Origin of the sequence: Paenibacillus alginolyticus DSM 5050 = NBRC 15375, assembly GCF_000422905.1 — a bacterium.
GTDB classification, from domain to species: Bacteria; Bacillota; Bacilli; order Paenibacillales; family NBRC-103111; genus Paenibacillus_E; species Paenibacillus_E alginolyticus.
Map to the genome: position 1 here is coordinate 1 of NZ_AUGY01000141.1, position 14,283 is coordinate 14,283.

10 protein-coding genes and 3 pseudogenes are annotated in these 14,283 nt (G+C 44.6%); 10 read left to right on the plus strand and 3 right to left on the minus strand.

The features are described 5' to 3' along the window. Window positions 1-221 (minus strand): annotated as a pseudogene (locus G519_RS51800) (ISL3 family transposase); the annotation flags it as partial. A gap of 441 nt (window positions 222-662) precedes the next feature. On the opposite strand from G519_RS51800, the gene G519_RS0135490 reads away from it, so the two are divergent. The 7 genes from G519_RS0135490 to G519_RS0135520 all read left to right on the plus strand — a co-directional run bounded on the left by G519_RS0135490 (window position 663) and on the right by G519_RS0135520 (window position 10,112). Then, a complete protein-coding gene (locus G519_RS0135490; RefSeq protein WP_029198636.1) occupies window positions 663-2,486 on the plus strand; it encodes a sensor histidine kinase in 1,824 nt (607 codons plus the stop codon). A 175-nt stretch (window positions 2,487-2,661) separates the two neighbouring features. Continuing rightward, on the plus strand, window positions 2,662-3,978 hold the full coding sequence (locus tag G519_RS0135495; protein WP_029198637.1) for an extracellular solute-binding protein: 1,317 nt from the start codon (window positions 2,662-2,664) through the stop codon (window positions 3,976-3,978). Window positions 3,979-4,104: 126 nt separating this feature from the next. Next, window positions 4,105-5,031, plus strand: coding sequence for a carbohydrate ABC transporter permease (locus tag G519_RS0135500; RefSeq protein WP_029198638.1), 927 nt, complete (start codon window positions 4,105-4,107; stop codon window positions 5,029-5,031). A gap of 21 nt (window positions 5,032-5,052) precedes the next feature. Beyond that, complete coding sequence (locus G519_RS0135505) at window positions 5,053-5,883, plus strand: carbohydrate ABC transporter permease (protein ID WP_029198639.1); 831 nt, start codon at window positions 5,053-5,055, stop codon at window positions 5,881-5,883. A 53-nt stretch (window positions 5,884-5,936) separates the two neighbouring features. Continuing rightward, entirely contained in the window at window positions 5,937-7,424 is a 1,488-nt protein-coding gene (locus G519_RS0135510) for a glycoside hydrolase family 32 protein (RefSeq protein ID WP_029198640.1), read from the plus strand. Between the two features lie 179 nt (window positions 7,425-7,603). Continuing rightward, window positions 7,604-9,226, plus strand: a complete 1,623-nt coding sequence (locus G519_RS0135515; protein WP_029198641.1) for a response regulator — start codon at window positions 7,604-7,606, stop codon at window positions 9,224-9,226. A 4-nt stretch (window positions 9,227-9,230) separates the two neighbouring features. After that, window positions 9,231-10,112 carry an ROK family protein gene (locus tag G519_RS0135520; RefSeq protein ID WP_029198642.1) on the plus strand — a complete coding sequence of 294 codons (882 nt, stop codon included), beginning with the start codon at window positions 9,231-9,233 and terminating at the stop codon, window positions 10,110-10,112. 5 nt (window positions 10,113-10,117) lie between these two features. On the opposite strand, the gene G519_RS0135525 is transcribed toward G519_RS0135520, so the two are convergent. Both G519_RS0135525 and G519_RS0135530 read right to left on the minus strand, forming a co-directional pair. Further along, window positions 10,118-10,432 carry a class I SAM-dependent methyltransferase gene (locus tag G519_RS0135525; RefSeq protein WP_029198643.1) on the minus strand — a complete coding sequence of 105 codons (315 nt, stop codon included), beginning with the start codon at window positions 10,430-10,432 and terminating at the stop codon, window positions 10,118-10,120. Next, window positions 10,429-11,829, minus strand: a complete 1,401-nt coding sequence (locus G519_RS0135530; protein WP_029198644.1) for an MFS transporter — start codon at window positions 11,827-11,829, stop codon at window positions 10,429-10,431. The genes G519_RS0135525 and G519_RS0135530 overlap by 4 nt, the downstream gene beginning before the upstream one ends. 114 nt (window positions 11,830-11,943) lie before the next feature. Here G519_RS0135530 and G519_RS0135535 point away from each other — a divergent pair, with 114 nt between their 5' ends. The 3 genes and pseudogenes from G519_RS0135535 (at window position 11,944) to ytxJ (ending at window position 14,136) form a co-directional block, all read left to right on the plus strand. Beyond that, window positions 11,944-12,828, plus strand: coding sequence for a LysR family transcriptional regulator (locus tag G519_RS0135535; protein WP_029198645.1), 885 nt, complete (start codon window positions 11,944-11,946; stop codon window positions 12,826-12,828). Between the two features lie 85 nt (window positions 12,829-12,913). After that, a pseudogene (locus G519_RS46190) lies at window positions 12,914-13,735 on the plus strand (NAD(P)/FAD-dependent oxidoreductase); the annotation flags it as partial. A gap of 48 nt (window positions 13,736-13,783) precedes the next feature. Then, window positions 13,784-14,136 (plus strand): annotated as a pseudogene (ytxJ, locus tag G519_RS46195) (bacillithiol system redox-active protein YtxJ). Window positions 14,137-14,283: the final 147 nt, after the last annotated feature.

Sequence of the window (14,283 nt, forward strand, 5' to 3'; positions counted from 1 at the left end):
AAAAGGACTACTTTTTTTTCAAATGCTGGCAGATGCCGGACAGTACGTAAACCGTTGCTCCCTTTAAGCGTGACGGCTTCATCTGATAGACAAATCGGACAGCATTGCTTTGAGGCCATAGGCACCGCTTCAATCTGTATTTCATCTGCATTCATCGGCAAAATCTGGTGAATCTGTAACTCTGGTATGTTAAGCATTTCACTGATATACTGGATTTGCATCTGTCTATTCCTTTTGTTGTTTGGTAGGACTTACAACAATACTGGATTGGCAGATGTTTTTCCATTTTCAACCGTAGTTCATACCGTCAAGCACTGATTTCTGTTTTGAGCCATTATTTATTTGTATTTCAGCTTTTTTACCGTGGAACTCCACTTCAGAACTTTAATTGTAAATTACTTTCACAAATAAAGTTCTGAAGTAGACAATAAAGTTTTGAAGTAAAAAGGCGTTCACTCAATTCTGTGAATGCCTTTTTTGTTTATTAAATTTGATTGACGGGTTCTCCGGGCGCAGATCGACACCACAACGTTCAGCGAGCCGGAAACGGCGAATTTCAGATTTGGACCCATAAGAAATGGCTCGAACTCTCTTGCGGGACGGAGTTTTTTTGACTATAGTCCAAGATAGGAAGATAGATAACGAAGCAAGGAGTGCGTGAAATGAAATCAGCTAGAGTGTTGTATGCGAATCTAAGTTTGAGAGTACGACTAACTGCTTCATACATCGCACTGATCGTTGTTTCGATGACGGTACTGGGCGTAGGATATTATGTGAAGAGTGCGGAAGTCATTTTGAAGAACGCAAGCGGAACGTATTTGGGGTTAGTGAGGAGCAGCAATCAGTCCTTGGATGCGAAGTTTGCGAGTGTTGAGCAGAGCGCTATCAACATGCATCTGGATGAAGATTTATTCGATTTATTTAACACAACTGATTTGCAAAAGAAATATCTGGATTATGAAAACGACAGAAAAATAACGCGGGTCCTACAGAAATATTTTCCAACCTCGGAGGATGTGTACTCGGTCAATTTGGCGACGAAAGATTACACGTTTGGAGGAAATCCTAATTTCTGGATCCCGAAAAAGGACTTCTCCGCTTCTGATATTTACCAGATTGGTATGAATTCCAAAGATCGCACTTTGTGGATTCCGACTTATAATTTACTAGAAAAATTTTACTCTTCTTCTGCAGTATTCAGTACTAAGGACCAGTATGTATTTACAGCTACCAGGCTGATTAACTTATCGCTTGTCTCAAATAACTTGTTGAGATCTATGGATAAAGATGCAGAAAGGCCGATTCTTCTCGTTAATTTCCAGGAATCCATGATTAGCAGGGCTTTCAAGGAGAGCCTTGTTGTTAAGGACTCTTATTACTACGTTTTGACGAAAGACAATGAGGTCGTTTCAACTTCCAATCGCTCCGGTTCCCGGCCTGTAAGCCAGGAATGGATCAACGATGCCATCATGAAGAAGAGTGGTACTGAATTTGTGCAAGTAGACGGGGAAAAGATGGTCGTTTGCTTTGATGTGATTGCTACGACAGGCTGGTTGTCCGTGGTATTTATTCCGTATAACAATCTATTGAAAACGATGCCCAATATGTTCAGCTATACGTTCTATTCCACCGTGTTGGTCCTTGGTTTATCCATTTTTCTTGCCTCTTTTTTTTCAAGCAAAATTACAATGCCTCTTAAGAAGCTGATGTGGGGGATTAAACAGATCGGAGAAGGGAATTTTAATACGAGGATTGAAACTTACGGTACTAGCGAAGTCAACCAAATCATCCATAAATTTAATCAGATGAACGATAAGATCCAAGTCTTGATCGAGGAAAATTACGAGACGCATTTGAAGGAGATGGAGGCGGAATTGAAAGCTCTGAATTTTCAATTCAACCCGCATTTTCTTTATAACACACTCAACATTATCAATTATTTGGCAATTGAAAATAAGCAGACGGTTATCAGTAATATGCTCGTGGAACTATCGGAGATGCTGGAATATACGGCTAAAAAATCAGGCGAAGTGGCTTTCAGCGAAGATGTGAAATATTTACAAAATTACGATTATATTATGAGGCAGAGGTTTGAAGATAAGTTTAATATCGAATATCATATCGATCCTGCCTTATACCAGTTCACCGTGCCCAAATTTTTCTTACAGCCTTTCATGGAGAATGCGCTGATTCATGCTTTGGAAGATAGGGAAACAGGCGGATGGATCCGGGTAAGCGGTCGAATCGAAGATAAGGTCAGAGTGTTTACTATTGAAGATAACGGGAAAGGCATGGAGCCGGACACTCTTATGCGCGTGCTAGCGACAATAGACGACCCAGTCAGCATGAGTAAATCGATAGGTATTGCCAATGTGAACAAGCGGGTAAAGCTCATCTATGGTTCCCAGTACGGTGTAGAAATTGAATCCCAAGGAAATAAAGGCACCATAATAACAATTACTTTACCCCTGCCATCTACCTTTTGAAGGGTGAAAAATGGACATTCCACCGTTACGGCGGTGGATTTTTCATTGTGATTATCAAAAATGTAAGGGTTTTCGGTACAAAAGTCCACCTTTTCACGTTTTTTAGAGTAGGATCGGCTGAAGTATCACGATATGATGAAAGCGTAAACAAGATAACGTTCATGGAGGGGTTTGAATGAAAGAAGGAAAAAAAGGGTTACTAATGGTCACTAGTTTACTCACGTTATCCCTACTTGCCGGATGTTCCACAGGTGGACAAACGAACTCAAGTGGCTCTACCGGAGAAAAGGGCCAAGCTGCCCAAAAGGAAGTGGAAATTTCCTATTGGAGACCGCAAGCGAGCGGACCGGAAGACGACTTCTACGTGAGAAGAGTGGATGAGTTCAATAAGGCTAATCAAGGGAAAATCAAGTTGAAAATGGAACCGATTACAAGAGGAAACTCATTTGCATATGAAGATAAAATCAATGCGGCTGTAGCCTCTCACACGCTTCCGGACGTGGTTTCTATGGACGGTCCGAATGTTGCGAACTACGCAGCGTCCCAAATTATCATCCCACTGGATGAATATTATGCCAAGGATGATCTGAACGACTTCGTTCCTTCCATCATTCAGCAGGGGACCTACAAAGACAAATTTTATGCCGCTGGGCTAGCCGAGTCATCTGTTGTTCTGTTCTACAATAAGAAAATTATGAAGCAGTACGGCATTGAACCTCCAACGAATATTAAGGATGCCTGGACGTGGGATCAGTGGTATGACGTGATGAAGAAGACGGCACAGAAAGATGTGTTTGGCACGAATATGATCAATGACAAAGGCGAGTGGATGACGTACGCTTTCGAGCAAATGTGGATTTCGGCGGGAACGGATATCGTGAATAAAGAAGGCACAAAAGCGCAGGGCTGGGTTAACAGCGACAAGGGAGTTGCAGCTGCAAGCTTCCTGCAAAAGCTTGCAAAAGAAAAATTGTTTAACATTGATCCGAAGCCAACCGAGTTCGAAGAAGGCAAAGCTGCGACAAAGCTTGGCGGACCGTGGAACATTCCAGGCTTCAAGAACTATTCGGATCTGGAATGGGGCATCACCTATTTCCCTAAGAAAGCTGACGGCAGCTTGACCTCTCCATCTGGCAGCTGGGCTATAGGTGTATCGACGGACAGCAAGCATCCGAAGGAAGCAGCAGAAGTGGTGAAATGGATGACGAACAAGGATAGTTCCGCTCAGCTTGCCAAAGCGATCAGCATGCCGGCAAGCAGGAAGTCGGCCTATGACACGCTCCCAGAGTATAACGATCTTCCTTTGCGAGTGATTAAGGAACAAGTGACCACGGTGTCCCATGCAAGACCTGTAACACCTGCTTATCCGGTGCTGACGCAAAAGTTCGCCGAAGCATTGACGGACATTATGATGGGAGCCGATGTGAAGAAATCTTTGGATAATGTAGCCACTTCTTATGATGATGAATATAAACGAAACTTTAACAACTAAATCTTTTCATGAAAACGCAGAAGCGGCATCAGGACATACCAGATATCGGTCTGATGCCGTTCCATGCGGTCATTTAGAAGTTTGACATTAGATTGAAGGTTCTTGGAGAGGAGTGATGATTGATCCATGCAGAACGTTAGTACGAAATTCCATACAAGCACAAAGTCTAAAGTGACATCAATCGGACTTCAGAAGCGAAGAGAGTCTATCACGGGATATTCATTCATTATACCAGCCGTACTCCTGTTGATTGTATTCCTGCTGCTGCCTTTTTTGCTGGCGGTGGTGTTCGGATTCACCAAATTCAATTTACTGCGGCCTGATCAGATTAAATTTACAGGCTTGGACAATTATGTGATCCTATTTAAGGATAAGCTTTTTTATAAATCCTTGTATAATACGATGTATTTCACAGTCGTAGTCGTTCCCGTCCAATCGGCTGTAGCGCTGCTGCTGGCCTTGTTAGTCAACAATCAGCTTAAGCTGAGAAATGTCTTTCGGATTGCTTACTTTAGCCCGGTCATTACATCCATGACGGTTATCGCAATTTTGTGGATTTCCCTTTATAACCCGAATGAGGGATTGATCAATTCCGCTTTACATCTGTTTGGCATACCGAAGCAGCCCTTTTTGCGAAGTGCAGATCAGGCGATGAATTCCATCATCTTCATGTCCGTATGGCAAGCCGCGGGATATCAAATGATGATTTTTCTGGCGGGTCTTCAAAGTATTCCGAAAGATTTGTACGAAGCCTCGGCTATGGACGGCGCCAATAAGTTCCAACAGCTCAAATATATTACGATTCCAAGCTTGTACAATGTGATCGTATTCGTTCTGACGATAACTACGATTCAAGCGGTGAAGTTATTCACCCAACCTTATGTGATGACGAATGGCGGACCGGAGAATTCCACAAGAACACTCGCACTGCTCATTTACCAGCAAGGATTCCAATTCAGGAATGCAGGTTATGCATCCGCCGTATCCGTTATTTTCTTCCTGATTGTAGTCGTGATTTCCTTTTCTATGAAGAAGTTTTTTAGAGATAGATAATTTCCGGAAGGAGATGAGCTCATGGCTGATCGTAAGATTAAAATATTCATCTATGCGTCCAATATTATCATGTCGGTGCTCTTTATTATCCCATTGTTATGGATGGTCGTTTCATCACTCAAACCGGAAAATCAAATTTTCGCGGATCTAGGCTCGATCAAGTCTTTACTTCCTACGAATATAACATTTGATAATTATATAAAAGCTTTCAACCGGATCCCCATGATGAAATACTTATTTAACAGCTTGTTCTACGTCTCGGTTATCGGCATAAGCGGCTTGGGGGTTAACTCTCTCTGCGGATATGCGCTGGCTAAGCTCAATTTTAAAGGAAAAAGTGTTATCCTTACCGTCATTATAGCGCTGATGATCGTACCGTTTGAAAGTATTGTGATGCCGCTATACTTTGTCGTTAACGGCTTGAGTTGGGTGAACACTTGGTTAGCGCTTATCGTTCCATTTATCGCGAACTGTTTCAGCATTTTCATGTTTCGTCAATTTTTTATGGATATTCCGAACGAACTTCTGGAATCGGCAGCGATGGACGGCTCATCTCCGCTGAAGACGTTTCTGAAAATTGTCATTCCCCTCTCAGGACCCGTATTTGCGACTGTTTTCATTCTGGACTTTATCTCCCATTGGGGGGATTTCATGTGGCCTATACTGGTAACCACAGGAGAATCATTGAGGAATATTCAGCTCGGTATTCAAACGTTCTTTACACTTCCTCCTATATTCTACGGGCAAATCATGGCGACGCTTACGTTCACCACCTTGCCAATCGTCGTGATCTTTCTGCTTCTGCAAAAGTACTATGTACAGGGCATCACCAGCACCGGGATCAAAGGGTAGTCTGGCTTGGGTTATTGGACAGGGCATCATTCTAAGCGAATTGAGGTAAGCGTATGACAAACGAACTTTACAGACCGCAATTTCATTTCTCTCCTCAGCAAAACTGGATGAACGATCCGAACGGACTCGTATACTTTCATGGTGAATACCACTTGTTTTATCAATATCATCCTCATGGAACAACATGGGGACCGATGCATTGGGGCCATGCTATTAGCAAGGACCTTGTGCACTGGGAGCATGCTCCGATCACTTTGGAGCCTGATGAGCATGGGCAAATATTTTCTGGAAGTGCCGTCGTGGATTGGCAGGATACGACCGGTTTTTTTAACGGAGAAGTCGGATTGGTTGCTATTTTCACGCATCATGATCAAGACCCGGATAGCGATCTCCCAAGAGAGCGCCAAAGTTTGGCTTATAGCAGCGATTCCGGCAGAACTTGGACCAAATACAGCGGCAACCCGGTGCTGACCGATTCCAGATTTCCGGATTTCCGCGATCCTAAGGTGTTCTGGCACACACAGACAAATCAATGGGTCATGATACTAGCCTCCGGTCAAACGGTAAGTATCTATCATTCAGCGAATTTGAAGGACTGGTCCTTTGCCAGTCAGTTCGGAGATGGGGAGGGGGCCCATGTCGGTGTTTGGGAATGTCCTGATTTATTCGAGCTTGCGATAGACGGTGATCCTGCCAGAACGAAATGGGTCATGCTGGTCTCTATCGGCAATTCCCCGGAACATCGCGAAGGATCCAGAACGCAGTACTTCATCGGAGATTTTGACGGTACAGCGTTTAAGAACGATGCCTCTCCAGAAACGGTTCAATGGCTCGATGGCGGGAGAGATAATTACGCGGGAGTCAGTTGGTCGGACATCCCGGCTAAGGATGGCCGACGCATCTACATTGGATGGATGAGCAACTGGAAATATGCGCAGGTGACGCCAACGGAAAGCTGGCGAAGCGCAATGACAATGCCAAGATCATTAGCTTTAATAAGCCGTAAGGATCAAATCATTCTTGTACAGCAGCCTGTTCATGAATTAAACCATTTGAAATTAGGCACATATAAATGGAATGAAACGATCGTTGAGCCCGGTCAAAACCTGCTGTCCAAACTTGATCTTCCATACTTTGTGATAGAGGCCGAGTTTGAATTACAGACTGCTGCGGAATTTGGACTCAAAGTACGCACATCTGATTTTTCCGAAACTGTGGTAGGCTATGAAATGGAGAAGCAAGAGATCTTTGTAGATCGATCTCGTTCCGGCGAGGTTTCCTTTCATGCGGATTTCTCAGGCAGACATGCGGTCAAGGCGGAAACGTCGGATGGGCGCCTCAAACTGCAGATTTGGGTAGATACGTCATCGATCGAAGTTTTTGCAGGCGAAGGGGAAGCTGTTATTACCGATTTAATATTTCCCGGAGAAGAAGAGCAAGGTCTGGAAATCTATGCACTTCATGGAACTGTTAAACTGATCTCGCTGAACATAACTCCGCTGAAGAGCATTTGGACATATAACGGGGTCCCCGCAAAGTAATGTATAAACTCTTATCGAAGCAATTCATGATGTATGACCGCACTTAGCGGTAAGTTTAAACGCCGATCGAGCAATGCTCAGATAGCGGACTAAGCTTCGAAGAGTCACAGTGTCACTTTGTGGGGAGATATAGGGATCTTTGATCGGAGATCAAAGTCTCACATTTTTAGGAGGCTTGCATGCAAAACATACTGGTAGTGGATGATGAGGCCATACAGCGAAGAGTATTGGCCAAAATGATCAGGGAAGCCAGACCTAACTGTAAAGTGCTGGAAGCCAAAAACGGTCAAGAAGCATTAGGGGTCATCCAGCGTGATGACATAGATATTGTGTTCACGGATATTAAGATGCCTATTTTGGATGGTTTAGAGCTGATTGAGGAGATGAATGCGTCATCTCATGAGATCAAGGTGATTATACTCAGCGGATACCGGTATTTTGAATATGCGCAAAAGGCGATTCAACTGGGGGCCTTTGATTATTTAGTGAAGCCCGTGAAAGAGGAAAGCATAGCTCAAATACTGGAGAAAGTAGAGAGCAGCATTCGAAAAGAAAAAACAAATCAGCTCGAAAACGAAGAAATCAAGCAGCAGTTGAACAGGACCTTATCCGTCTATTATGAGCGTCTTCTCTCTGACTGGGTAACTGGAGGAATAGCCGAGTCCAAATGTAATGAGATTCGTCAGCAATTTTCCCTTGAGAGCAAGGGGATAGTGATTGTAGCCAAACTGAACGATGAAAGTCTGCTGATGGAATCGCTCTACAGTGTGGATCGCATGAAAAGCGATATGTTAAGCGGGATAGAAGGCCGGAGCAGCAGCATCGGTCCTTCCGTCTCGTTCTACTCCGGCGAGGATAAGAGCATGTTAATCACGGTGTTGACCATGGTTCGATCCTTTACCGAAGAAATTGGAACGCTGACGAAGCTGCTGAAAGAGTTCACTGCACAAACGTTCGAGCAATTTGGGATGCCTTTGACGATCGGAATTGGAGAGGAACGAAGCAATCTGTTCCAGGAAGCGAGACATTCTTGCAAAGAAGCGCTGACAGCGGCTTCTTTTCGCTATTTTTTGCATACACAGGATGTGATCCAGTACTCGGAAATTAGCGGCCTTATTCGCACCATGCATTATGATTATTTGAAAGAAGAAGAGCTGTTCAAGGAATCCATCCGTAAAACAAAGAGCGAGCAGATCGTTAAACATGTCGATGATTGGTTTGAGCGTATCCTAGAAAACGGACTGCCTTATCCCGATCAATGGAATAAAGCAGTAATTCGTATGGTATCTGGCGTAGCTTCAGCGATTAAAGACTTTGTGACGGATCAGGACTATAAAGATATCCTGCTTGAGGCCGAAACCCGGCTGTCTGCCAGCAGCGATTATGCGATATGTAAAAGTAGATTTCTGGATACGCTTCTGCAGTTTATGGACATCATCCAAAAGAGCCGTTCCAAAAAGCACGAAACCGTTATTGCAACTTGTATCCATTATTTGGAAATGAACTATATGGAGGACTTGTCGCTCGATAGGGTTTCTAATCATTTGTTTTTTAGCCCCAATTATTTGAGTCTGATATTCAAAAATCATTTGGGCATGACATTCAGTAAATATTTGACCGACGTGAGGATTAAGAAAGGGATCGAACTGCTACAAAACAGCAACATGAAAGTTTACGAAATTGCCGCCAAAGTCGGCTTTAAGGACGACAAGTATTTCTATAGAGTGTTTAAAAGTCGATTTGGTGTGACACCGGATGAATATCGTAGGAACAATCACATGCACAAAAAGGAGGTAGATTAAGATGCTGCGTATTGGAGCCATTGAAGCTGGAGGGACTAAATTCGTTTGTGGTATCGGTAATGAATCTGGAACCGTCGAGGATCAAATTAGTTTTCCAACAGAACATCCTGAACAGACTTTAAAGAAAGTGATAAACTATTTTGCGGATAAAAATGTGGGAGCAATTGGAATAGGATCATTTGGACCGATTAATGTTGATCCAAACAGCCCCTTCTATGGCTATGTTACCACAACGCCTAAGCCAGGATGGGCCAATTTTAATTTTCTAGGTACATTGAAACAAGTTTTCAATGTACCTTTCGGATGGGACACGGATGTAAATGCTGCAGCTTTTGGGGAAGCGAAATGGGGTGCTGCGAAATGGCTTGATAGCTGTGTATATTATACGATTGGTACCGGAATCGGGGTAGGCATATACATGGAGGGACGCCTGGTTCATGGACTTGTACATCCCGAAGGCGGTCATGTTTTGGTCAGACGTCATAAGGAAGACCATTTCGAGGGAATATGTACGTATCATGGGGATTGCTTTGAGGGGCTGGCAGCGGGGCCGGCTATTGAGAAGCGGTGGCTTTTGAAAGGAAATATGATGCCGGCTGATCATCCAGCGTGGGATTTAGAAGCCTATTATATTGCACAATCTGTAAGTTCGACGATATTAATGCTGTCACCGAAAATAGTCATTTTAGGTGGAGGTGTTATGCACCAACAGCAGTTATTTCCATTGATTCGTTCTCATGTTCAAAGGAACTTGAACGGTTACATCGGCACTACGTTTTTAGGAGACGATATTAATAACTACATCGTGGCTCCAGGCTTAGGAAATAATGCAGGCTTGAGCGGAGCGCTTGCTTTGGGAGTAGAGGCTTTATTTAAGAGGGCATAGCCAGATTAATATCCGCCTAAAGTTGAAGTAACCAATTCAACAGCCGTCACTTGAGCGGAACGCAAGGCAAAGGGAACGGCAAAAGCTCCCGGAACGGAACCGATGTCCAGTACCGTGGCGCCCTCAAAACGTACGCCGAGCTGATCCAGCCACCCAATGACTTGCTCTGTCCGTCTTTTACCCGCATTTCCGAGGGCATTCCCGGCAAAGGATGGAGCACGGGAGTCCCACATGGAGATGTCTTGATCCCCATGTTGCTTATGCGTTTCTTGCCAGGCTTGATCCCACGAGGAGCAATCCTTAATGTTGACAGTTATCATGACACTGAACCTACGGACTCATCCAATTTCCCTGACTCCCGGCGTCGCCGATTCGTGAATACCAAAGACAATGCAATGACCGTGAGGATAATCCCAAGCACTTGAAATCCCTCGAAGCTGAACTTATTTCCCATTATGATGCCAATCAGCAATGAAGAGAGAATGGTTCCCAGGTATCTTGATGTATTAAATAATCCGGATGCTACACCTATAATTTCTTTTGGAGAACTTTTGAACAAGGCCGCCTGCATACCGACATTGTTCAACCCGTTGCTAACACCGAATGCAGCCAAAGCCAAACATACACTGATTACCGGTGAATTTTGATTCAATGTCACGAGCCACACCGACCCTAATGTCATCAGAATTGCGGACACCAGCAATGCCGGCCTGGGTCCTGATTTATCGATCCATCGTCCTGCTATTGGTGAAGTAACTAGCGAGCATAAGCCTAAGCTTAGCATGAGAATCCCTGTTTGGAACTCGCTGACATGGCGTACCATTTGCAAGTAGGACGGAAGCCCGAAAAAGAGCGAGTAAAAAAGTACGTTAACGAGCATGAATTCGACATTAACCCAAGTCATCGCAGGATATTTGGCGAATGTGCGCAAAGGAATAAAGGGAGACTTCGCTTTTAACTCATGTCGTACAAAAGCCCCCAGTGAAACGAGGCCTATCAGCCCGACAATAACGTTACTTAATGAGATTTGCCCAGATGATTTTGATGAAAGTAAGGAGGTGAGCAGGGCAACCAGACCCACAGTGAATAGCAGGATCCCTGACGCATCAATCAAATCAAACCATTTTCGAAGAGACATGCCCCGTTGGGCGGATGTTGACGGTTCGTCCTTAGGAATATGCCTCCAAGATAATAGAAAGCTCACCACCACGAACGGAATATTGACGAAAAAGATAGCAGACCAGCCCCTCCAGTGAATGATGACCCCGCCAATAAAGGGACCAATTGCTGCCGCTCCGGATAGAAATATGGACAAAACAGACAATGCGGTCGCTTGTTTCTCCGTAATATGAATTCGCACAATGGCCATTCCAACTGCAACCATCATGCTTGTTCCAATGGATTGCACAATACGGAACACGATGAGCCACCCAAAACTTGGTGATAGTGGAGCTAATAAGGATGCAACGAAGGCTACAACAAGCCCGGTAAGAAATATCTTCCTGCGACCGAATAAATCGCTGGCTTTTCCCATGACAGGTTGAGCGATAGCACTTGCAATATAGAAAGAAAAAATAATCCAGGAAACTACTGTAAAGTCAAGTTGGAACACATTTTGCAGTCTTGGAATAGCAACTGAAACCATGGAAGAATTTAATGGGTTCAATAGTATCCCAAGGCCAACGGAAATCATCAACCACCTGCTGCGAGCATTCATTTTTGGTCACCCCTCTAAGTGTATTGATGTCATCCTACTTGAAATCGATTATTTATTCCAACGCATTTTATGTTATGATTTCATTGACTTGAAGGAATGAATCGAGGGAATGAAATGGAACTACTACAACTGCAATACTTTCTCGCGGTAGCTCGATTGGAACATGTAACCGAAGCTGCACGAAGTCTGCATGTTACGCAATCATCACTAAGCAAAACGATTGGGCGCCTGGAAGAGGATTTAGGGGTTCCTCTATTCGATCGAACTGGGAGGAAGCTGCGATTGAATGAGTTCGGAAGCAGATTCCTTCGCCGTGCGGAAAGGGCTTTGTTTGAATTGGAACAGGGGAAGCAAGAGATTAGCGATTTGTCCAGCCCGGAACATGGCATAATTGAATTGGCGGTGACCAACGCAAGCACGTTGCCAAATATCCTTCGAGAGTTTCGGAAAAAGCATCCCCATATTCAATTTCATGTACAGATGCTGACCACGCAGGAAATGGTTACGCTTCTTCATAGAGGAGAGGTCGATTTCTGCTTGTCCTCACCTCCCATACAAGGGGATGACATTGAATGTCAAATCGTGTTTATCGACCCCATCCTTGTAGCTGTTCCAAAGGGGCATCGGCTGGCAGACCGAAGCAGCGTAACCTTGACAGAACTTAAGGATGAATGGTTCGTCGGAGTAAAGAGAGGCTACAGTACTCGCGATTTAGTAGATTCCGTATGTAAATCGGTTGGATTTGCACCGAACTATGTGTATGAGGGAAATGAGCCTGCCAGGCTAAGCGCTCTAGTGGAAGCCGGAATTGGCATTGCCTTCATACCAAGCACGGCAATGAATTCACGGGAACATATCCACTATCTCCAAATAGAGGAACACGAATTGGTACGGGAGATTGCTTTATTACGGCACAAAAGTCGGTACATCTCGCGGGCTGCTCTGGAATTCCGTGAGGTCGTTGTCGAATATTTTGGGGCGATATCCAAACAGGAGTAACCCATTCAAGGAATAGTAAAAGATCCAATCCTTCGGCAGATACCGAAGGATTTTTTGTTTTGCTCCATAATGGCATTCCCTCATTTCGGATTTTTCTAATTTTCCAGGATTTCCAGATGGGATCATGGGTCCGGAACTGATGGACAACATGCGCAAGCAGGCGGAACGCTTCGGCGCCGAGTTTCGCACAGGTTGGGTAAACGAACTCGATTTGTCGCAAAGACCGTTTAAGCTGAAGGTGGAAGGCATCGGAGAGCTGAGTGCGGAGACGTTGATCATTTCCACCGGGGCATCGGCCAGATTGCTTGGTATTCCGCGCGAGAAGGAGAACATCGGCCGCGGTGTAAGCACCTGTGCAACATGCGACGGTTTCTTCTACCGCGGCAAGAAAATCATCGTTGTCGGCGGCGGCGACTCTGCCATAGAAGAAGCGAATTTCCTGACGCGCTTCGCCTCAGAAGTTCAAGTTGTACATCGCCGTAGCGAGTTGCGCGCCTCGAAAATCATGCAGGATCGAGCCCGCAGCAATAGTAAAATTACATGGAGCTTGGACAAGACGCCGCTCGAGGTCGTCTCCGATAACAAAGGTGTGACCGGGCTAAAGGTGAAAGATAATGCGTCCGGTGCTGAAGAAGTCATCGAAACTGACGGTATTTTCGTAGCGATTGGCCATACACCGAACACCGGCTTTTTGAATGGCCAACTGGAGATTGACGAACTTGGGTACATCGTTGTGACTGCTGGAAGTTCCGAAACGAATATTCCCGGCGTATTCGCCTGCGGGGACGTGCAGGACCACAAGTATCGACAAGCCATAACGGCAGCAGGCAGCGGTTGTATGGCCGCAATCGACTGCGAGAAGTTCCTGGAGCATGAGGCGGTACATGAAAAGATCCAATCCATGTAACGGTACTAACGATCTGATTTATGACAAAGAAAAGGAGCGACTTTATCCATGCAATGGAAAGAAATCGCGACGTTGGACGAATGGAAAGATGTGTTGGAGCAATCAGCTGAACGGGGACAAGTTATATTCAAACATAGCACTACATGTCCGGTTAGCGCTAACGCGCTGAATGAAATCAAGCAGTACTTAGCGGTTGATCCGAACAGAGATGTTGAATATTTGTTGGTAAAAGTCATTGAATCCCGTCCTGTTTCCAATCAGATTGCCGAAGATCTGGCAGTTAAGCACGAATCACCACAAATCATCTATGTGGAAATAAAGAGAAATACTGGACGACATCCCATTGGGCGATTACGAATGAGCATATGACAGCGGTGCTAAACAAAAACAAAATTCTTTGAAAATAGCGGGAAAAGTTAGACGAATGAAATACCCCGACTTCTATTTCGCCATTAAGGTGGCCATTCAAAAACTTCTGCAATTGTGCAAAGTCGGCTGTCGATTCATTGTGGACAAACGCTAACGAACTCAGAAAACGTTATGAAGCC